Below are 20,199 nucleotides of genomic sequence, written 5' to 3' on the forward strand. Positions count from 1 at the left end.
TTCACCTCCGGTCACGGGCGCGGCCGACCGCGCGCTGGATCGCCTCGCGCAGGACCGCACGGGTGATGTCGATGCGGGTGGCGGCGCTGGCGTGCACGTCGCCGGCCGGGGCGAGAGCGGCGGTGCCGGCGTCGACCGCGGTCGCCACGGCGGCCTCGTCGCCCGCCGTGCCCACGAGTGCTTCCTCGGCGGCGGTCAGCCGCACCGGCGTCGGCGCCACACCGCTGGCCGCGAGCGCCGCCCGCGCGATCCGGCCGTCGTCGAAGCCGACGAGGGCAGCCACCCCGACGACGGCGAAGTTGCCGTGCGTCTGCGCGAACTCGGCGAAGGCGTGCCCGCCGGGGAACGCGGAGAACCGGACCTCGGTGAGGATCTCGTCCGGGGCGAGCGCGGTGGTGAACGGTCCCTGGAAGAAGTCGGCCGCGGGGATGCGCCGCTCCCCCTGCGGTCCCACGGCGGTCATCTCGGCGTCCAGGGCGAGCGCGACCGCCGGCAGTTCGGCCGCCGGGTCGGCGTGGGCGATGCTGCCGACGACGGTGCCGCTGTGCCGGACCGGCGGGTGGGCGACGTGGCCGAGCGCCTCGGCCAGCAGCGGCGCGACGAGGGCCACCTCGGGGCTCCGCTCGGCCGTGGACTGCCGCACCATGGCGCCGACGACGAGGGAGTCCCCGTCGAGCCGGAGGGTGTCGAGGCCCACCACCTGCCGCAGATCGACCAGGTGCCCCGGCTGGGCCAGCCGGAAGTTCATCAGCGGCACCAGGCTCTGCCCGCCGGCGAGGACCCGCGGGTCCTCCTCGGCGTGCTCGACGAGCAGCGCCACGGCGTCAGGGACGGTGGTGGGGATCGAGTACGTGAACGGCGGCGGTTTCACCGGCGGCTCCTCGCGTCGGGCTCGGCGAGCGTGCCGCGATCCTGTCGGTGGACCCCCGGGGGCACCATGTGCCCGGCCCCAGGATGTGCGCCGTTCCTTGGTGGCCGGCCACAGGTGGACCGGCCCCCGGACGGGGTACCGGGGGCCGCCGACCGGCGGCCCCCGTAGCCAGGCTCAGCCCCCCGCGAGCGCGGCGAGCCGGTCGCCGACCTCCGCGGTGCGCAGCGAGCCCTGCTTCTCGCGGGTGGACAGGTCGAACGCGACGGCCGCGTTGACCTTCTTCGCCTGGTCGGCGCGCCCGAGGTGCTCGAGGAGCAGGCCGACGGAGAGGACCGTGGCGGTCGGGTCGGCGATCCCCTGACCGGCGATGTCGGGCGCCGAGCCGTGCACCGGCTCGAACATGCTCGGGTGGGTGCCGGAGGTGTCCAGGTTGCCGCTGGCGGCCATCCCGATGCCCCCGGTCACCGCCGCGGCGACGTCGGTGACGATGTCGCCGAAGAGGTTGTCGGTGACGATGACGTCGTAGCGCCCGGGGTCGGTGATGAAGAACATCGACGCGGCGTCGACGTGCTGGTAGGCGACGGTGACCTCGGGGAACTCGGCCGAGACCTCCTCCACCGTCCGTGACCACAGCCCGCCGGCGTGGGTGAGCACGTTGGTCTTGTGGATGAGGGTCAGGTGCCGGCGCGGGCGGGTGAGCGCCCGCTCGAAGGCGTACCGCACGACCCGCTCGACGCCGAAGGCGGTGTTGAGGCTGACCTCGGTGGCGATCTCCTGGGGCGTGTCCCGGCGGATCACCCCACCGTTGCCGGCGTAGAGGCCCTCGGTGCCCTCCCGGACGCAGAGCATGTCGATGTCACCGGGCTCGGCCAGCGGGCTGCGGACGCCGTCGTAGAGCCGCGCGGGCCGCAGGTTGACGTGGTGGTCGAGCTCGAAGCGCAGGCGCAGCAGCAGGCCGCGCTCGAGGATGCCACTGGGGACCCCCGGGTCGCCGATGGCACCGAGCAGGATCGCGTCGTGCTGGCGCAGCTCGTCGAGCACGGTGTCGGGCAGCAGCTCGCCGGTCCGCTGCCACCGTGCGGCCCCGAGGTCGTAGGGGGTGGGCTCCACGTCGGGGGCCACCTCACGGAGGACCTTGAGGCCCTCGGCCACCACCTCCGGACCGATGCCGTCTCCAGGGATCACTGCCAGGCGCATGGGACCAGACCCTAGGTCAGCGGGGGCTGAGGTCCGCCGAGCGGGCCTCACGCGCGCCGATCCGGCCGGCGATGTCGCTCAGCAGCTCCGGGGGGACCGGGCTGTCCACGGTGACGGCCATCAGCGCCTCGCCGCCGCGGTTGGTGCGGCTCACCTGTGCCCCGGCGATGTTGACGGCCGCCTCGCCCAGCGCCGCGCCGACGGTGCCGACGACGCCCGGCCGGTCGGTGTAGACGAAGAAGAGCAGGTAGCCCGACAGGTCCAGGTCCATGTCGAAGCCGCCGATCTCGACCAGCTTGGGCACCTGGTTCTTGCCGAAGAGCGTGCCGGAGACGGTGACCTCGCTGCCGTCGGCCATCGCGCCGCGGACGCTGATCAGGTTGCGGTAGTCGGGGCTCTCCACGTCGCTGGTCATGGCGACGTCCAGACCGCGCTGCTCGGCGAACAGCGGGGCGTTGACGTAGGTGACCTGCTCCTCGACGACGTCGGAGAAGACGCCCTTGAGGACGGCCAGCTGCACGACCGAGACGTCGTACTCAGCGATCTTGCCGCGCACCTCGACGTTGACCGACTGGGCCAGCCCGCCGGCGACCGCGGTGAAGACCCGGCCGAGCTTCTCGGCCAGCGGCAGGCCGGGCCGGACGTCCTCGGCGACCACGCCGCCGGCCTGGACGTTGACCGCGTCGGGCACGAACTCCCCCTGCAGCGCCAGCCGCACCGAGCGGGCCACGGCCGTGCCCGCCTTGTCCTGCGCCTCGGTCGTCGAGGCGCCCAGGTGCGGCGTGACCACGGTGTTCGCCAGCTGGAACAGCGGGCTGTCGGTGCACGGCTCCTTGGCGTAGACGTCGATGCCCGCCGCCCCGACCTGGCCGGACTTCAGCGCGTCGGCGAGCGCCGCCTCGTCGACGAGCCCGCCGCGTGCGGCGTTGACGATGATCACGCCGCGCTTGGTGGTGGCCAGCTCGGCGGCCCCGATGAGACCGAGGGTCTCGGGCGTCTTGGGCAGGTGGATGGTGATGAAGTCCGCCTCGCGGAGCAGCTCCTCCAGCGACACCATGCGGACGCCGAGCTGGGCGGCCCGGCCGGGCTGGATGTAGGGGTCGTAGGCGATGAGCGTGACCCCGAAGGCTGCCAGCCGCTGGGCGACGAGCTGGCCGATCCGGCCCAGGCCCACCACGCCGACGACCTTGTCGGTGACCTCGACCCCGGTGAACTTCGACCGCTTCCAGGCTCCCTCGCGCAGCGACGCGTCCGCGGCGGGGATGTGCCGCGCGGCGGCCAGCAGCAGGGCGACGGCGTGCTCCGCGGCGCTGACGATGTTGGAGGTCGGCGCGTTGACGACCATGACGCCGCGCTCGGTGGCGGCGGCGACGTCGACGTTGTCCAGGCCGATCCCCGCCCGGGCGACCACCTTGAGCTCGGGCGCGGCGGCCAGCGCCTCGGCGTCGATCTGCGTGGCGCTGCGGATCATGACCGCCGAGGCCTCGGCCAGGGCGGGCAGGAGCGCGGCACGGTCGGCGCCGTCGACGTGACGGATCTCCACCTCGCTCCCGAGCACCTCCAGCACGCTCGGGGCGAGTTCTTCGGCGATGAGGACGACGGGCACGGTCGTGGTCACGGGGAGCAAGCCTAGGGAACCCGGCCGCCCCACTCCCCCGCGAGCCCCTCTCCGCACCCACCGTCACGTCACGGATGCGCCACGACACCCCCGCCGGCGGGGGAGGTGTGCTTGCCCCTGCCGTGGCGCAGCGGACATCCTGGCCGCGCAGAGTCGGCGAGGGCCGGCGCCGACGGAGGAGACCATGAGCACCAACGACAACGAGCCCGGCTCGCCGCAGTACGGCCAGCAGGGCTCCGGTCAGCAGGGGTACGGCCAGCCGTACGGCCGGCCCCAGGACGCGGGCCAGGGGTACGGCCAGCAGTACGGCCAGCCCCAGGAGGCGGGCCAGGGGTACGGCCAGCAGTACGGCCAGCCCCAGCAGGCCTACGGTCAGCAGTACCAGCCCTCCCCGTACGGCCAGCCCTCCCCCTACGGCCAGCAGCCGGGCCACCCGCAGCAGTACGGCCAGCAGGGTGGCTACCCACAGCAGTACGGCCAGTACGGCCAGTCGGCGGTGCCGGCCAAGCCCGCCGGCGTCGTCACGGCGGCCGTGCTCGGGTTCGTGTTCGGCGCGATCGGCATCCTGTTCAGCCTCGCGCTCATCTTCGCGGGGGCGCTCTTCGGCGGCGCGGCCGGTGACACCGAGATCCCCGGCTTCGGGGAGGTCGCGGGCGCCGTGGCCGGCATCGCGCTGGTCTTCGGCCTCCTGGCGCTGGCCTGGACCGTCGTCATGATCTGGGGATCGGTGTGGGCCCTGACCGGGCGCAGCCGGGTGATGCTGCTGGTGGGCGGCTCGATCGCGGTGGCCTTCACCGCCCTCAACTTCTTCGCCAGCCTGGCCGATGCCGACACCAGCGGCGCCGGTGGCATCGTGACCAGCCTGCTGTTCTTCCTCGCGGCGCTGGCCATCGTCGTCCTGCTGTCGATGAAGCCCGCGGCGGCCTTCTTCGCCGCGCACCGCGCGCGCCGGGGTCGCTGACCCGGGCAGCCACACCCCCGAGCCGGCCCACCCAGCCCCTGTCCGCGCCACCGAGCGGCGCGGACAGGGGCTGTCGCACACCAGGAGGACCCCCGTGACCGACCCCAGCCCCGCCGAGCCCGACCCCCGGGACGCCCCCCACCCGCAGGACGGCGGGTCGTTGCCGGCCCCGCCCGGGCGGCGCCCGCCGCAGGTGCTGGCCGCGGCCGCCATCGGCTTCTTCCTGGCCTTCTACGTGCTCATGTACGCCCTGCTGCTGCTGGCGGCCACCCGGGTCCTCGGAGCGGCCAGCGCGGCCTTCGGCACCGTGTACCTGGCCGTCGCGGTCGCGAACACCTGGGGCGCGGTCATGGCGCTCAAGGGCAGGGGCAGCGCCGTCCTCAAGGTCGCCGGCCTGGTGACCGCCGGCCTGGCCGTGCTGGGGCTGGTCGTGTCGCTGGCCCAGGGCGGGTTCACCATCTGGTCGGTGCTGCTGATCGCCGCCGGGGCGGGGATCGTCCTCCTGCTCAACCAGCCGTCGTCCCGGCAGTACTTCGCCGCCCGCGGCACCCGCTGACCGCAGGACGGACAGAGGCCCCCGCTGCCGTCCGGCAGCGGGGGCCTCTGTCCGTCGGGGTTCAGCCGCGGGCGGCGGTCCCGGTGTAGTCGTCCGACGCCGACACCCAGCTCATCAGCCCGCGCAGCCGGCGGCCGGTCTCCTCGATCGGGTGCGCCTCGGCCTCGGCCCGGCGCCGCGTGAAGTCCGGCGCGCCGGCGTCCTGGTCGGCGATGAACTCCGCCGCCCAGGAGCCGTCCTTGATCCGCGCGAGGACGTCCTTCATGGTGTCCTTCACGTGCTGGTCGATCACCTTCGGACCGGTGGTGTAGTCGCCGTACTCGGCGGTGTCCGACACCGACCAGCGCTGCTTGGCGATGCCGCCCTCGTACATGAGGTCGACGATCAGCTTCAGCTCGTGGAGACACTCGAAGTAGGCGATCTCCGGCTGGTACCCGGCCTCGGTGAGGGTCTCGAAGCCCGCGGTCACGAGCGCCGACATGCCACCGCAGAGCACCGCCTGCTCACCGAACAGGTCGGTCTCGGTCTCCTCGGCGAAGGTCGTCTTGATCACGCCGGCGCGGGCGCCGCCGATGGCCTTGGCGTAGGACAGCGCGAGCTGCAGCGCCTGCCCGCTGGCGTCCTGCTCGACCGCGACCAGGCAGGGCACGCCCTTGCCGTTCTCGAACTCGCGGCGCACCAGGTGGCCGGGGCCCTTGGGGGCGACCATCGCGACGTCGACGCCCGCCGGGGGCTTGATGTAGCCGAACCGAATGTTGAAGCCGTGGCCGAAGAACAGCGCGTCGCCGTCCTGCAGGTTGGGCTCCACCGACTCCTTGTACAGGTTCCGCTGCACGTGGTCCGGCGCGAGGATCATGATCAGGTCGGCCTCGGCGGCGGCCTCGGCGGGGGTCACGACCCGCAGACCCTCGGCCTCGGCCTTGGCGCGGCTCTTGCTGCCCTCGGGCAGCCCGACGCGGACGTCGACGCCCGAGTCGCGCAGCGACAGCGCGTGCGCGTGTCCCTGACTGCCGTAGCCCAGGACGGCGACGGTGCGCCCCTGGATGATCGACAGGTCGGCGTCGTCGTCGTAGAAGATCTCGGCGGCCATGTGCTGTGCGGTTCCCTTCGGTTGGTGCTGGTAGGTGGTGCGCGTGGCCCCGTCCGGGGTCCCGCTCCGAGCCTGCGAGGAGCGGGGAGGACGGGGTCCGCTCAGGCGGTGCGCTCGACCGGGCGCAACGTACCGGCGCCCGACATCGAGCGCGGGCCCCGCCCCAGGGCGACGGTGCCCGACTGCGCCATCTCCTTGATGCCGAGCGGGGCGAGGACGGCGAGCAGCGCCTGGAGCTTGTCCGGCGTGCCGGTGGCCTCCAGGGTCACGGTGTCGGTGTTGACGTCGACCACGCGGGCCCGGAACAGCTCCGCGGTCTGCAGCACCTGGGTGCGGTCGGCCATCGGCGCGCGGACCTTGACCAGCAGCAGCTCGCGCTGGACGGCGGCGGCGGAGTCCAGCTCGACGATCTTGATGACCTCGATCAGCTTGTTCAGCTGCTTGGTGATCTGCTCCAGCGGCGCGGTGTCGGCGTCCACGACGATCGTCATCCGGGAGAGCTCGGGGTTCTCCGTCGGCCCGACGGCCAGGGACTCGATGTTGAAGCCGCGCCGGCTGAACAGCGCCGAGACCCGGGCGAGGACGCCGGACTTGTTCTCGACGAGGACCGACAGGGTGTGGCGGGTCATCTGAGGGGAACCTGCTTCCGATTCGTCGTTCGGCCCCGTTCCAGGGGTCCGCCGCGAGCGTGCGAGTGGTGGGGAGGAACGGGGTCCTCCATCAGACCTGGCCGTCGCCGAAGACCGGGCGGACGTCGCGCGCGGCCATGATGTCGTCGTTGCTGGCGCCCGCAGCGACCATCGGCCACACCTGGGCGTCGTGGCCGACGACGAAGTCGATGACCACCGGGGCGTCGTCGATCGCCATGGCCTTCTCGATCACCGCGTCGACGTCGTCCTTGCTCTCGCAGCGCAGCCCGACGCAGCCCAGCGCCTCGGCCAGGGCGACGAAGTCGGGGATGCGCACCGGCTTGGGCGTCCCGTTCTCGTCGACCGGGTGCAGCTTGGTGTTGGAGTAGCGGCCCTCGTAGAAGAGGGTCTGCCACTGCCGGACCATCCCCAGGTTGCCGTTGTTGATGATCGCGACCTTGACCGGGATGCCCTCGATGGCGCAGGTGGCCAGCTCCTGGTTGGTCATCTGGAAGCAGCCGTCGCCGTCGATCGCCCACACGGTGGTGTCGGGGCGGCCGTACTTGGCGCCCATCGCGGCCGGGACGGCGTAGCCCATCGTCCCGAGCCCACCGGAGTTGAGCCAGGTGCCCGGCTTCTCGTACCGGATGAACTGGGCGGCCCACATCTGGTGCTGACCGACGCCGGCGGCGTAGATCGCGTCGGGGCCGGCGATGGCGCCCAGCCGCTCGATGACGTACTGCGGGGACAGCGCGCCGTCCTCGGGCCAGTCGTAGCCCAGCGGGTACTTCTCCCGCCAGGTGTCCAGCTGCGCCCACCAGGCCGACAGGTCCGGGGTGCGGCCGACCTCGTGCTCGGCGCGCAGGGCGGTGACCAGCTCGGCGATCGTCTCCCGGGCGTCGCCGACGATCGGGACGTCGGCCCGGCGGTTCTTGCCGATCTCCGCCGGGTCGATGTCGGCGTGGACGACGAGCGCACCGGGCGCGAAGGAGGACAGCTGTCCGGTCACCCGGTCGTCGAAGCGCGCGCCCAGGGCGACGATGACGTCGGCCTTCTGCAGCGCGGTGACCGCGGCGACGGTGCCGTGCATGCCGGGCATGCCCAGGTGCTGCGGGCTGCTGTCGGGGAACGCGCCGCGCGCCATGAGGGTGGTGACGACGGGCGCGCCGGTGAGCTCGGCGAGCTCGGCGAGCTCCGCGGTGGCCCGCGCCTTGAGCACCCCGCCGCCGACGTAGAGGACCGGCCTAGCGGCCCGGGCGATCAGCGCCGCGGCCTCGCGGACCTGCTTGCCGTGCGGGCGGGTGGTCGGCTTGTAGCCGGGCAGGTCCAGCCGCGGCGGCCAGGCGAAGTCCGTGGTGGCCTGCAGCGCGTCCTTGGAGATGTCGACCAGCACCGGGCCGGGGCGACCGGTCGCGGCCAGGTGGAACGCCTCGGCGATCTTCTGCGGGATCTCGTCGGCGTCGGTGACCAGGAAGTTGTGCTTGGTGATCGGCATCGTGATGCCGCGGATGTCGGCCTCCTGGAAGGCGTCGGTGCCGATCGAGGCGCTGGGCACCTGACCGGTGATCGCGACGACCGGGACCGAGTCCATGTGCGCGTCGGCCAGCGGGGTCACCAGGTTGGTCGCACCGGGACCGGAGGTGGCCATGCAGACGCCGACCCGGCCCGTGGCCTGGGCGTACCCGGTGGCCGCGTGACCGGCGCCCTGCTCGTGCCGGACCAGCACGTGGCGCACCGTGGAGTCGAACAGCGGGTCGTAGGCTGGGAGGATCGCCCCGCCGGGGATCCCGAAGACGACCTCCACACCGACGGCCTCGAGCGACCGGACGAGGCTCTGCGCCCCGGTGATGCCGGTGAGCGGCTCGGGGGCGGCCGTCTCGACCGAGCGGGCGGTCGTCTCGACACCGGTGAGCGACGCGGCCGCCTCGCGGCTGGCGGACTCGCCCGGGGTGGTGCTGTTCATGGCGTCTCCTGGCAGTGCCCCGGTCTGGGGGCCGTCGGTTCGGGGGCCGTGCGGTGTGCGGCCCGGCTGCCTGCGGGCGCGGGCCGGCCGCTGTCCGGGACGGTCAGGGGGCCCGCAAACGAAAAACCCCTCGTGCCGCTGGCACAGAGGGGTGAGCGCGTCGGTCGGGCGACCGACGCGCTAGGCGACTACGAGGAGCAGGCTGGCCGGGCGCACCCGCTCACTGTGCGCCTCGACGAGCGGCCCGTCAACCATCCTGTCCCACCAGGTGGACACCGGCGTCCTCATGTGTGGGACGGACGCCCACGCCCGCGGCGGCGAGGACCGCCGGGTCGAAGCCGACGACCACCTCCGGCACCGTCTCGGCGGGCACCGGCCGACCGAGCAGGTAGCCCTGCAGGAAGCGGCAGCCCAGCCCGGCCAGCGCGGCCAGCTGCCCCGGCGTCTCGACCCCCTCGGCGACGACGTCCATGCCCAGGGTCCGGCCGAGCTCGACGACACTGCCGACGAGGGCGGCGGTGCGGGGGTCCTCCTCGATGTGCGCGACGAACGCGCGGTCCATCTTGAGGACGTCGACCGGCAGCCGGGCCAGCCGGGCCAGCGTCGAGTGGCCCTTGCCGAAGTCGTCCAGCGAGAGCACGCAGCCCATGTCGCGCAGCGCGGTCAGGTCGCCGTCCACCCGGTCCTCGGCGCCGAGCAGGACCGACTCGGTGATCTCGAGCATCAGCCGGTGCGCCGGCACCCCGGACTCGGCCAGGGCCCGGGTGACGTCGGGCACCAGGCAGCCGGCCTGCAGGTGCCGGACGGAGACGTTGACGCCGAGCTGCAGGTCCAGCCCGCGGGCCAGCAGCGGCGCGAGGGCCGCCGTGGCGGCGCCGAGCACCCACCGCTGCAGCGGCACGACCAGGCCGTCGTCCTCGGCGAGGGCGACGAACTCGTCCGGCGGCACCGAGCCGAACTCCGGGTGCTGCCACCGCACCAGGGCCTCCAGCCCGAGGACGCGGCCCTCGTCCACCCCGACGACCGGCTGGAACACCAGGGACAGGCCGCCGCCGGCGATCGCGGCCGGCAGGTCGCGCGCCAGCCGGGCGCGCCGGTCCACCACGCGGTCCAGCGCCTCCCCCGAGGTCCGGACGCAGTTCTTGCCGGCCGCCTTGGCCGTCCGCAGCGCCAGGTCGGCGCGGCGGACGGTCTCGGCGGCGTCGTCTGCCGACCGCAGCTCGGCCACGCCGACGCTGCCGGAGACGGCGAAGACCGGTCCGCTGCCGGCACTGCCGTCGGGCGCCACCGGCCGGTGGTCCCGGTCGAGCACCTCGACCAGCCGCCCGGCCAGCGCCGTGGCCTCCGCCCGGCCGGCGCGCACCAGGACGGCGAACTCGTCGCCGCCCAGCCGCGCGACGAGGTCCTCCTCGCGGGCGGCGGTGCGCAGCTGCTCGGCGACCTCGCACAGCAGCCGGTCGCCCGCGTCGTGGCCGGCGACGTCGTTGACCGCCTTGAACCCGTCGAGGTCGACCAGCAGCACGCTCCCCGGCCGGCCGGTGGCCAGCGCCTCGTCGAGGGCGGCCATGAAGCGGGCCCGGTTGGGCAGGCCGGTGAGGAAGTCGGTGTAGGCCAGCCGCTCCAGCTCGCGCTGGCTGCTGCGCCGGTCGGTGACGTCGCGCAGGTGCAGCACCAGCCCGTCGCGGCTGCGGGTGCCTGCCCCGGCCCGCGCGGCACCGGAGACCTCGACGTCGCGCCACGCGCCCTCCCGCGTCCGCAGCCGCACCGTCGCGGGCAGCCCGTCGGTGCCGGTCCGGTTGCCGACCGCCGCGCGCACCCGGTCGACGAGGTCGCGGTCGTCGGGGTGCAGCAGCGGGGCGAGCGGGGTGCCGGCGAGCTCGGCCTCGGGCCAGCCCAGCTGGGTCTGGACCGGTCCCGAGGCCCAGCCGATCCGCCCGGAGGCGTCGAGGACGACGGTGACGGCGTCGCCGCTGTGCACCAGCGCGCGGAAGTAGCCCTCGGCGCGCTGCAGCCGCCCGGTGAGCCGGTGCCCGTCCCGGGTCAGCAGGACGGTGCGGACGGCGGTCAGGACGACGAGCACCGCTCCCCCGCCGGCCTCGGCCACGGGCAGGGGGCGCCCGTCGAGGGCCCCGGCGAGGAGCATGAGCAGGACGCCGGAGGACGCGGCGTAGGCCAGCGCGATGCCGCGCACCGGCAGGCCCAGGCCGTCGTCGTCCGGGGTGACCGGGTCCCCGGGGTCGGCGCCGACCCCGAGCACGCCGGCGGCGAGCATGGCCAGCCAGGCCAGCTCGGTGACGACCGCGGGCCCCGTTCCGCCGTCCGTGCGGCCGAGGGCACCGCCGACGGCGACGACCGCCATCGCGGCGAAGCACAGCAGCAGCCACGTGGCCGCCCGCCGCCGGGGACCGGGCACGCCCGTCACGGTGACCAGCCCGATGCCACACAGCAGCGCACCGACGGCCGGGTAGCCCACCGAGATCAGCCCGTCGGCCGCACCCTGCACGTCATCCAGCAGCGGGCCCAGGAGCACGTGGCCGAGCACGGCGACGGCGAGGGTGACGACCGCGCCGTCGAGCAGCACCCGGGAGCCCAGCCGGCGGCCCTCGCGGGGCGGCAGCAGCCAGCTCGCGGCGGCCATCGCGACGGGCACCGCGACGAGCATCGGGAGGTCCTCCACGCCACCGGAGGACAGGTCACCGCCCGCGGCGCGCAGCACGGCCAGGCACTGCCCGAGGGCCAGCAGCCCGGCGGCGAGGGCCAGGCCCCGCCAGGGCCGGCCCGCCCGTCCGGGCAGCCGGGCGGCGCCGCGGTCGACGGCGACCGCGGCCGCGGCGGACCCCAGCGCCAGGCACACCGGGACCAGCCGGGAGGCGTGCGGGGAGCCGGTCCCCTCGAGGACGGCGGTGACCGCCGCCAGCACCCCGAGCAGGGCCAGCGTGAGCACCCGGGCGCGGCGGCCGGCACGAGCGCTCGGCACGGTGGCCATCAGCGCGACCCGACCAGCCCCGGCCACAGCAGGCCGGTGCCGTCGGCCAGGAGCTCGGTGAGCTCGCCCAGCCGCATCGGACGGGACAGCAGGAAGCCCTGCGCGAAGCCGCAGCCCAGGGCGCGCAGCGCACCGAGCTGCGCCGGCGTCTCCACGCCCTCGGCGACCACGTCCAGGCCCAGCGCCCGGCCGATGGTGACCACCGACTCGCAGAGGGCCCGGCTCTTCGGGTCGCGGTCGACGCGACCGACCAGCGGGCGGTCGAGCTTGAGCACGTCGATCGGCAGCCGGGTCAGGTCGGCCAGCGACGAGCGGCCGGCACCGAAGTCGTCCAGGGCCACGTGCACGCCCATCAGGCGCAGCGCCTCGATGTCCACGGCCACGTGGTCGCCCTCGGCCAGCACTGTGGCCTCGGTGATCTCCAGGACCAGCCGCTCCGGTGCCAGCCCCGTGCTGTGCAGCACCGAGGCGACGTCGCCGACCAGCGTGCGGGCCGCGACGTGGGAGGCGGAGATGTTCACGCCCAGGCGCAGCGGGGCGCCGGTCTGCGGCAGCCCGACGACGACGGTCGCCGCGTGCTCGAGCGCCCACCGCTGCAGGTCACCGATGACACCGGCGCGCTCGGCGATCGGCACGAACTCCGCGGGCGGGACCTCCCCCAGCTCGGGGTGCCGCCACCGCAGCAGCGCCTCGACGCCGGTGACCCGCTGCTCCTCCAGGGAGACCACCGGCTGGAAGAGCACGGAGAACTCCCCGCGGGTCCAGGCGCCGGGCAGGTCGTCGCGCAGCCGGCCGCGCCGGGCGGCGGCGCTGCCCAGCGCCGGCCGGTAGCGCAGCGCGCTCCCCGGGCCGGAGGCCGCGGCCGCCCGGACGGCGAGCTCGGCGCGGGCCAGCAGGTCGGCGACCGACTGGCAGGGCTCCAGCTCGACGGTGCCGATGCTGGCGGTGAGGTCGAAGATCCCGGCCGGGGTGTCGACGGGCTGCTCGATGACCGACAGGCACCGGTCGGCGAGCAGGTCGACGGTGTGCGGCGCGCCCTCGGCGAGGACGGCGAACGACCCGCCGCTCACGCGGGCGACCACGTCGGTGTCCCGGACCGTGGCCCGCAACCGCCGGCCGACCTCGACCAGCACCGTGGTGGCCACGTCCAGCCCGGCGGTCTCGCGCACCGCGTCGACGCCGTCGAGCTCGATGAGCAGCAGGCTGCGGCACGGCGCCTCGGGCCGGGCGAGGGCCTCCAGCACCACCCGCTCGCAGCCGGCCCGGTTGGGCAGCCCGGTGAGCGGGTCGGTGAACGCCACCTGCTCCAGGTCGCGCTCGCGCTCGACGCGCTCGGTGGTGTCCCGGCAGTGCAGCACGACCGCGCCCACGTCCGCGTCGCGCCGCAGGTCGGAGACGCTGGCCTCCAGGTGCCGCCAGGTGCCGTCGGCGTGCCGCAGCCGCATCGGGAGCAGGCCGCTCACCGGCGTGCCGTCGGCCTCGGGCTGCAGGGCGCGGGCCACCGGCAGCGCGTCCTCGGGGTGGACCAGCTCCAGGAGGTCCCGGCCGGCCACGACCCGATCGGGGTCCCCCAGCGTCGTCGCGACGGTCGGCGAGGCCCAGGTGACCCGCAGGTCGCCGTCGAGGATGAGCACGGCGTCGCCGCTGGCGGAGACCAGGGAACGGAAGTAGGCCTCGCTGCGCCGCAGCCGGGCGCCCAGGCGCTGCTCGTCGCGGGCGGTGACCCAGCGGTGCACCGCGGCGAGGACGGCGCACGCCATGACCCCGACGACCACGACGGGGTTGGACCGGCCGGTGAGCAGCGCGTCCCCGGCGCCGACGAGCAGGGCCGCGACCATCGCCACGTGCGGGAGCAGCTCGCCCAGGCGGGTGGACCGGCCGCCGCGCGGGCGGGGCCGGGCGCCGGCGTCCGGGCTCGGGCCGGGGTCGGCGAGCGCGGCGGCGGCGAGCAGGCCCAGGCCGCCGACGACGAGGAAGCGGCTGAGGTCGGTCGCCGCGGAACCGCCGGAGAGCATCGCCGAGGTGCTCAGCGCCCGGCCGGCGGTGGTGAGCAGCGCGCCGGCGAGCAGCACGAGCGCCATGCGCTGGCGCGAGCTCTCCACCACGCCGAGCAGGACCAGGGCGGAGGTCACCGTGGCCGAGGTGACCAGGACGGCGGCGACCAGCACGGCCGCCTGCGCCGGACGCAGCTCCAGCCAGCTCCGGCCGGGGCCGAGGACGAGCAACTGGACCGCGAGAACGCAGGCGGTGCCGAACAGGGCGACCTCGACGCCCGAGCGCAGCCCGCGGCGCACCCGGCCCCGGTCGACCAGGCTGAGGCAGCCGAGCACGACGAGCAGGTAGCCGGGGACCGTGGGGCCCCAGCGGAGCAGCACGGACTGCATCGGGTCGGCCGGAGCGGCCGCGACCACGGCGACCTGGCCGGCGACGGGGAGCAGGGGCGCGACGGCGATCAGCCGCCACCCGCGCGCCCCGCAGCCGCGGGACCCGGCGGCACGCCACATCACCCCGGCCGCGGCCAGGCCCATCGCCGCCACAGCGACGTCGGCGGCGACGCCGGGACCGGGCGTGACGGCGGCCACCGCACAGGTGACCACCCCGAGCAGGGCGCTCCCCAGGAGCACCCATCGCAGCCTGTCCACACGTGCTGTCTCGGCACGAGGACGGAGCCGCAACAGCGCAGCGGGGCGGGCCTCACCCCAAGGGGGGGGCCCGCCCCGACCCGGCGCCGTCCAGCCGGGCTCAGCCGCAGATGGCCCCCTGCGCGGCGGACCCGACCAGCTTGGCGTACTTGCCGAGGACGCCGGTGGTGTAGCGCGGCGGCAGCGGCGTCCACCCCTCCCGGCGGCGGGCCAGCTCGTCCTCGTCGACCAGCAGGTCGAGGGTGCGGGAGCGCAGGTCCAGCCGGATCCGGTCGCCGTCCCGGACGAACGCGATCGGGCCGTCGTCGGTGGCCTCGGGGGCGACGTGACCGACGCACAGGCCCGTCGTCCCGCCGGAGAACCGGCCGTCGGTGAGCAGCAGGACGTCCTTGCCCAGGCCCGCGCCCTTGATCGCGCCGGTGACGGCGAGCATCTCGCGCATGCCCGGCCCGCCCCGGGGGCCCTCGTACCGGATCACCACGACGTCGCCGGCCTGCAGGGTGCCCTCGGTGACGGCGTCCATCGCGCCCTGCTCGCCGTCGAAGACGCGGGCGGTGCCCTCGAAGACGTCGGCGTCGAAGCCGGCGGACTTCACGACCGCGCCGTCCGGGGACAGCGAGCCGCGCAGGATGGTGAGCCCGCCGGTCTTGTGGATCGGGTCGTCCATCGCGTGGACGATCGTGCCGTCCAGGTCCGGCGGGGCGATCTCGGCGAGGTTCTCGGCCATCGTCTTGCCGGTCACGGTGAGGACGTCGCCGTGCAGCAGCCCGGCGTCGAGCAGCGCGCGCAGCACGACCGGCACGCCGCCGACGCGGTCGATGTCGGTCATGACGAACCGGCCGAAGGGCTTGACGTCGGCCAGGTGCGGGGTGCGGTCGCCGATCCGGTTGAAGTCCTCGAGGGTCAGGTCGACCCCGGCCTCGTGCGCGATGGCCAGCAGGTGCAGCACGGCGTTGGTCGAGCCACCGAGCGCCATGACCACGGTGATCGCGTTCTCGAACGCCTCGCGGGTCATGATCTGGCGGGCGGTGATGCCCTGGCGCAGCAGGTTCACCACGGCCTCGCCGGAGGCGATGGCGACCGCGTCGCGACGGCTGTCGGGGGCCGGCGGGGCGGCGCTGCCGGGCAGGGCCATCCCGAGGGCCTCGGCGACGCTGGCCATCGTGTTGGCGGTGTACATGCCGCCGCAGGAGCCCTCACTGGGGCAGGCCGCCTTCTCGATGGCGTCGAGCTCCTCGCGGCTGATGAGCCCGCGGGCACAGGCGCCGACGCCCTCGAAGACGTCGATGATCGTCAGGTTGTCCCGGTCACCGAGCCGCCCGGGCAGGATCGAGCCGGAGTAGACGAACACACTGGCGAGGTCGAGCCGGGCGGCGGCCATGAGCATGCCGGGCAGGGACTTGTCGCAGCCGGCCAGCAGGACCGTGCCGTCGAGGCGCTCGGCGAACACGACCGTCTCCACCGAGTCGGCGATCACCTCGCGGGAGACCAGCGACGCGCGCATGCCCTCGTGGCCCATCGAGATGCCGTCGGAGACCGAGATCGTGCCGAACTCCAGCGGGTAGCCGCCGGCGGCGTGCACGCCCTCCTTGGCCCGCTTGGCCAGCCGGTCCAGGGAGAGGTTGCAGGGGGTGATCTCGTTCCACGACGACGCGACGCCGATCTGCGGCTTGTCCCAGTCGTCGTCGCCCATGCCCACCGCGCGGAGCATCGCCCGCGCCGGGGCCTTGGCGATGCCGTCGGTCACCTCGTAGCTGCGCGGCTTCAAGGGGCTGTGGGTCCCGCTGTGGGACTCGTGTCCGGGGATGAGGTCCTCGCCGATGCTCACGTCCGCAGAGCGTAGGCCGGTCGCGGGCCGCCGCCGAGAGAGCGCCGATACTGGTACCGACACCACCACCGACGTCCCGGGGAGCCGCCGTGCCGCCGTCCGCGCGCCGGGAGCTGGCCGACTTCCTCCGCTCCCGCCGCCGCCAGGTCGACCCCCGCCAGGCCGGGCTGCCGACCGGCGGCGCCCGCCGCACGCCGGGCCTGCGGCGCGAGGAGGTCGCGCTGCTGTCGGGGGTGAGCCACACCTGGTACACGTGGCTGGAGCAGGGCCGCGACATCCGGCCCTCCCGCCAGGTCGTCGACGCCCTGGCCCGCACCCTGCGGATGTCGCCGGCCGAGCACGAGTACGTCCGCCGGCTGACCGGGCACGGCAGCACGCCCGTGGCGGCCGCGCCGGAGGGGATGCCGGCCCACGTGCAGCGACTGCTGGACGCCCTCGGCTCCTCCCCCGCCTACGTCATCACCCCGAGCTGGTCGATCGTCGGCTGGAACCGGGCCTACGAGCGGCTCTACCCCGGGGTGGCCGCCGTCCCGCCCGCCGACCGCAACCTGCTCTGGCTGGTCTTCACCGACCCGGCGGTGCGCGAGCTGCTCGGCGACTGGACGACCGACAGCCGGCGGTTCCTCACCCAGTTCCGCGCCGAGGTGGGGCCGCGGCTGGCCGACCGGGACGTGGTCGACCTCGTCGCCCGCCTCGAGGCGGCCAGTCCCCACTTCCGCGCCGGCTGGGCCAGTCACGACGTCGACCGGTTCAGTTCCTCCGAGCGGCGCTTCGAGCACCCCGAGGTCGGCACGCTGCTGCTCGAGCACCACCAGCTCACGCCCGCGGACGCGCCCGGCCTGCAGATGGTCGTCTACACCGCCGCGGAGGGCAGCGACGCCGCGGCCCGGCTCGCGCGGCTGGCCGACGGCGGCCGTCTGGGAGGATGAGCAGCCGTGGTCGCTCCCGCCCGGTTGCGGATGAGCCGGACGGCGTTGCTCCCGGTCGGCTTCCTGTTCATCTGCGCCGTCCCACTCGCCTTCGCCGCGTCCTGGACGCCGGTGTTCCTGCTCGTGCCCGTCCTCGTCGCGCTGTGGGTCCTCCGCGTCGGGGTGGACGTCGGGGACGACGGCATCACGGTGCGCTCCCTCGCCGGCCGGCGCCGGGTGCCCTGGGCCGAGCTGGCCGGCATCCGGGTCGCCGAGCGCGGTGACCTGTGGCTGGTCACGACCGGCGGCACGCAGGTGCGGCTGCCGGTGCTGAGGGCCCGGGACCTGCCCCGGCTGGCGGCGCTCTCCGGCGGCCGGATCCCCGACCCCGCCTGACCTCCGCCGCCCGGCCGAGCGGGCATTTTGCATGACCATTCACCGCCATGCATACTCTTACCCGTGTCCAAGGTGCTCACGTCCCTGCCCGTCGGCGAGCGCGTCGGGATCGCCTTCTCCGGCGGCCTCGACACCTCCGTAGCGGTCGCGTGGATGCGCGACAAGGGGGCGGTCCCCTGCACCTACACCGCCGACATCGGCCAGTACGACGAGCCCGACATCGCCTCGGTGCCCGGGCGCGCCAGCGCCTACGGCGCGGAGATCGCCCGGTTGGTCGACTGCCGGGCGGCCCTCGTGGAGGAGGGCCTGGCCGCCCTGACCTGCGGCGCGTTCCACATCCGCTCCGGTGGCCGGGCCTACTTCAACACCACCCCGCTCGGCCGGGCGGTGACCGGCACCCTCCTGGTGCGCGCCATGCTCGAGGACGACGTCCAGATCTGGGGCGACGGGTCGACCTTCAAGGGCAACGACATCGAGCGCTTCTACCGCTACGGCCTGCTGGCCAACCCGTCGTTGCGGATCTACAAGCCGTGGCTGGACGCCGACTTCGTCACCGAGCTCGGCGGCCGCAAGGAGATGTCGGAGTGGCTGCTGGCCCACGACCTCCCCTACCGGGACAGCACGGAGAAGGCCTACTCCACCGACGCCAACATCTGGGGCGCGACCCACGAGGCCAAGGCGCTCGAGCACCTCGAGGCGGGCATCGAGATCGTCGAGCCGATCATGGGCGTGCGGTTCTGGGACCCCGACGTCGACATCGCCCCTGAGGACGTCACGATCGGCTTCGCCCAGGGCCGGCCGGTGACGATCAACGGCAAGGAGTTCGCCTCGGCGGTCGACCTGGTGCTCGAGGCCAACGCCATCGGCGGCCGGCACGGCCTGGGCATGTCCGACCAGATCGAGAACCGCATCATCGAGGCCAAGAGCCGGGGCATCTACGAGGCGCCGGGGATGGCGCTGCTGCACGCGGCCTACGAGCGGCTGGTCAACGCCATCCACAACGAGGACACCCTCGCCACCTACCACAGCGAGGGACGGCGGCTGGGCCGGCTGATGTACGAGGGCCGCTGGCTGGACCCGCAGGCGCTGATGCTGCGGGAGGCGCTCCAGCGCTGGGTGGGGACGGCGGTGACCGGCGAGGTGACGCTGCGGCTGCGGCGGGGCGAGGACTACTCGATCCTCGACACCACCGGACCCGCGTTCAGCTACCACCCGGACAAGCTGTCCATGGAGCGCACCGAGGACTCCGCCTTCGGGCCGGTGGACCGGATCGGCCAGCTCACCATGCGCAACCTGGACATCGCCGACTCCCGCGCCAAGCTCGAGCAGTACGCGGCGATCGGCATGGTCGGCGGCGCCCACCCCGCCCCCATCGGCGTCGCCCAGGCGGCCTCCACCGGGCTGATCGGCGCCATGGCGGAGGGCGGGGCCGAGGCGATCGCCTCGCGCGGCCGGGTCCCCACCGACGAGGAGCTGCTCGACCGCGCCGCGATGGAGTCCGGCACCGACTGAGCGCCCGGCGTCAGTAGACCCCGACCACGTTCGCCAGTGGCTCGCCGGCCAGCACGCGCGCCAGCTGGTCGGTGACCGCGGCCGCGGCGCGCTCGTTGGTGTCGGGCACGTTGCCCGCGACGTGCGGGGTGAGCAGCAGGCCGGGGGCCGACCAGAGCGGGTGGCCGGGCGGCAGGGGCTCGGGGTCGGTGACGTCCAGCGCCGCCCGCAGGCGCCCGGACCGCAGCTCGGCCAGCAGCGCACCGGTGTCCACCACGACCCCGCGGGCGGCGTTGACCAGCAGTGCGCCGTCCCGCATCGCGGCGAGGAACCGGGCGTCGACCAGGCCGGTCGTCTCCTCCGTCACCGGGACGATGACCACGACGACGTCGGCCTCCGGGAGCAGCCGTGGCAGCTCGTCGGTGCCGTGCACGCCCTCGCGTGGGGTGCGGGCCACGTAGGTCAGGTCGACGTCGAACCCGGCGAGCATCCGGCCGACGGCGCGGCCGATGTCCCCGGCGCCGACCACGAGCACGCGCGCGCCCACCACGGTGCCGAAAGCGGTCGGGGTCCAGCGGCCGGCGTCCTGCTCGCGGACGAACTCCGGGATCCCGCGCTGGGCGGCCAGCACGGCCGCCACCACCCACTCGGCCGTGGCCGGCGTGTGCGCCCCGCGGGCGTTGCAGAGGACCACTCCCTCGGGCAGCCGGCCGGCGAACCGCTCCGCATCGGCGCTGAGCAGCTGGACCAGCCGCAGCCGCGGGAGCGCGGCGAGGAAACCGTCGGGGACCCCGGTGCCGCCGCCGGGGACCCACACCTGCGCCTGCGCGGCCTCCCCGGACGGCGGTCCGCCCGTCGGCGGGACCCGGTGGGCGCGTACCCGTGGGGAGACCGCCTCCACGGCCGCGGCCAGGGCCGAGGAGGGGACGAGCACGTGCAGCGTCTCCTCCGGGCCGACGATCTGCGAACCGGGGATCTCGGGGGCCACGGACACCGACCCTAGGAGGACCCCGTCCTCCCCACCCTCCGCACGCTCAGGGCGGGACCCGGGACGGGGCCACCT

The 20,199-nt window shown here is 74.8% G+C and carries 15 protein-coding genes; 5 read left to right on the forward strand and 10 right to left on the reverse strand.

Features of this window, described 5'->3' with window-relative positions:
- Window position 1: 1 nt before the first annotated feature.
- From ACI79I_RS20825 to serA, 3 genes are all read right to left on the reverse strand, one after another.
- Window positions 2-871, reverse strand: coding sequence for an FAD binding domain-containing protein (locus ACI79I_RS20825; RefSeq protein ID WP_456994224.1), 870 nt, complete (start codon window positions 869-871; stop codon window positions 2-4).
- A 174-nt stretch (window positions 872-1,045) separates the two neighbouring features.
- Entirely contained in the window at window positions 1,046-2,068 is a 1,023-nt protein-coding gene (locus tag ACI79I_RS20830; RefSeq protein ID WP_456994225.1) for a 3-isopropylmalate dehydrogenase, read from the reverse strand.
- A gap of 16 nt (window positions 2,069-2,084) precedes the next feature.
- Window positions 2,085-3,686, reverse strand: coding sequence for a phosphoglycerate dehydrogenase (gene serA / locus ACI79I_RS20835; protein WP_456994226.1), 1,602 nt, complete (start codon window positions 3,684-3,686; stop codon window positions 2,085-2,087).
- Window positions 3,687-3,870: 184 nt separating this feature from the next.
- Here serA and ACI79I_RS20840 point away from each other — a divergent pair, with 184 nt between their 5' ends.
- Both ACI79I_RS20840 and ACI79I_RS20845 read left to right on the forward strand, forming a co-directional pair.
- Complete coding sequence (locus tag ACI79I_RS20840) at window positions 3,871-4,647, forward strand: hypothetical protein (RefSeq protein ID WP_456994227.1); 777 nt, start codon at window positions 3,871-3,873, stop codon at window positions 4,645-4,647.
- Window positions 4,648-4,741: 94 nt separating this feature from the next.
- A complete protein-coding gene (locus ACI79I_RS20845; protein ID WP_456994228.1) occupies window positions 4,742-5,203 on the forward strand; it encodes a hypothetical protein in 462 nt (153 codons plus the stop codon).
- Window positions 5,204-5,264: 61 nt separating this feature from the next.
- On the opposite strand, the gene ilvC is transcribed toward ACI79I_RS20845, so the two are convergent.
- The 6 genes from ilvC to ilvD form a co-directional block, all read right to left on the reverse strand.
- Window positions 5,265-6,293, reverse strand: a complete 1,029-nt coding sequence (gene ilvC / locus ACI79I_RS20850) for a ketol-acid reductoisomerase (protein ID WP_456994229.1) — start codon at window positions 6,291-6,293, stop codon at window positions 5,265-5,267.
- Window positions 6,294-6,394: 101 nt separating this feature from the next.
- On the reverse strand, window positions 6,395-6,922 hold the full coding sequence (gene ilvN / locus ACI79I_RS20855) for an acetolactate synthase small subunit (protein ID WP_456994230.1): 528 nt from the start codon (window positions 6,920-6,922) through the stop codon (window positions 6,395-6,397).
- Window positions 6,923-7,013: 91 nt separating this feature from the next.
- Window positions 7,014-8,885, reverse strand: a complete 1,872-nt coding sequence (locus ACI79I_RS20860; protein WP_456994231.1) for an acetolactate synthase large subunit — start codon at window positions 8,883-8,885, stop codon at window positions 7,014-7,016.
- A 247-nt stretch (window positions 8,886-9,132) separates the two neighbouring features.
- Window positions 9,133-11,871: a putative bifunctional diguanylate cyclase/phosphodiesterase gene (locus tag ACI79I_RS20865; protein ID WP_456994232.1), complete on the reverse strand. Its 2,739-nt coding sequence runs from the start codon at window positions 11,869-11,871 to the stop codon at window positions 9,133-9,135.
- A complete protein-coding gene (locus ACI79I_RS20870) occupies window positions 11,871-14,495 on the reverse strand; it encodes a putative bifunctional diguanylate cyclase/phosphodiesterase (protein WP_456994233.1) in 2,625 nt (874 codons plus the stop codon). The genes ACI79I_RS20865 and ACI79I_RS20870 overlap by 1 nt, the downstream gene beginning before the upstream one ends.
- A 118-nt stretch (window positions 14,496-14,613) precedes the next feature.
- On the reverse strand, window positions 14,614-16,341 hold the full coding sequence (gene ilvD, locus ACI79I_RS20875) for a dihydroxy-acid dehydratase (RefSeq protein WP_456994234.1): 1,728 nt from the start codon (window positions 16,339-16,341) through the stop codon (window positions 14,614-14,616).
- Between the two features lie 89 nt (window positions 16,342-16,430).
- Here ilvD and ACI79I_RS20880 point away from each other — a divergent pair, with 89 nt between their 5' ends.
- From ACI79I_RS20880 to argG, 3 genes are all read left to right on the forward strand, one after another.
- Window positions 16,431-17,270, forward strand: coding sequence for a helix-turn-helix transcriptional regulator (locus tag ACI79I_RS20880; protein WP_456994235.1), 840 nt, complete (start codon window positions 16,431-16,433; stop codon window positions 17,268-17,270).
- A gap of 6 nt (window positions 17,271-17,276) precedes the next feature.
- Entirely contained in the window at window positions 17,277-17,645 is a 369-nt protein-coding gene (locus ACI79I_RS20885; protein WP_456945708.1) for a PH domain-containing protein, read from the forward strand.
- Between the two features lie 63 nt (window positions 17,646-17,708).
- Window positions 17,709-19,157: an argininosuccinate synthase gene (gene argG / locus ACI79I_RS20890; protein ID WP_456994236.1), complete on the forward strand. Its 1,449-nt coding sequence runs from the start codon at window positions 17,709-17,711 to the stop codon at window positions 19,155-19,157.
- A gap of 10 nt (window positions 19,158-19,167) precedes the next feature.
- On the opposite strand, the gene ACI79I_RS20895 is transcribed toward argG, so the two are convergent.
- Window positions 19,168-20,124 carry a 2-hydroxyacid dehydrogenase gene (locus tag ACI79I_RS20895; protein ID WP_456994237.1) on the reverse strand — a complete coding sequence of 319 codons (957 nt, stop codon included), beginning with the start codon at window positions 20,122-20,124 and terminating at the stop codon, window positions 19,168-19,170.
- Window positions 20,125-20,199: the final 75 nt, after the last annotated feature.

Source organism: Geodermatophilus sp. SYSU D01105, from assembly GCF_054050095.1.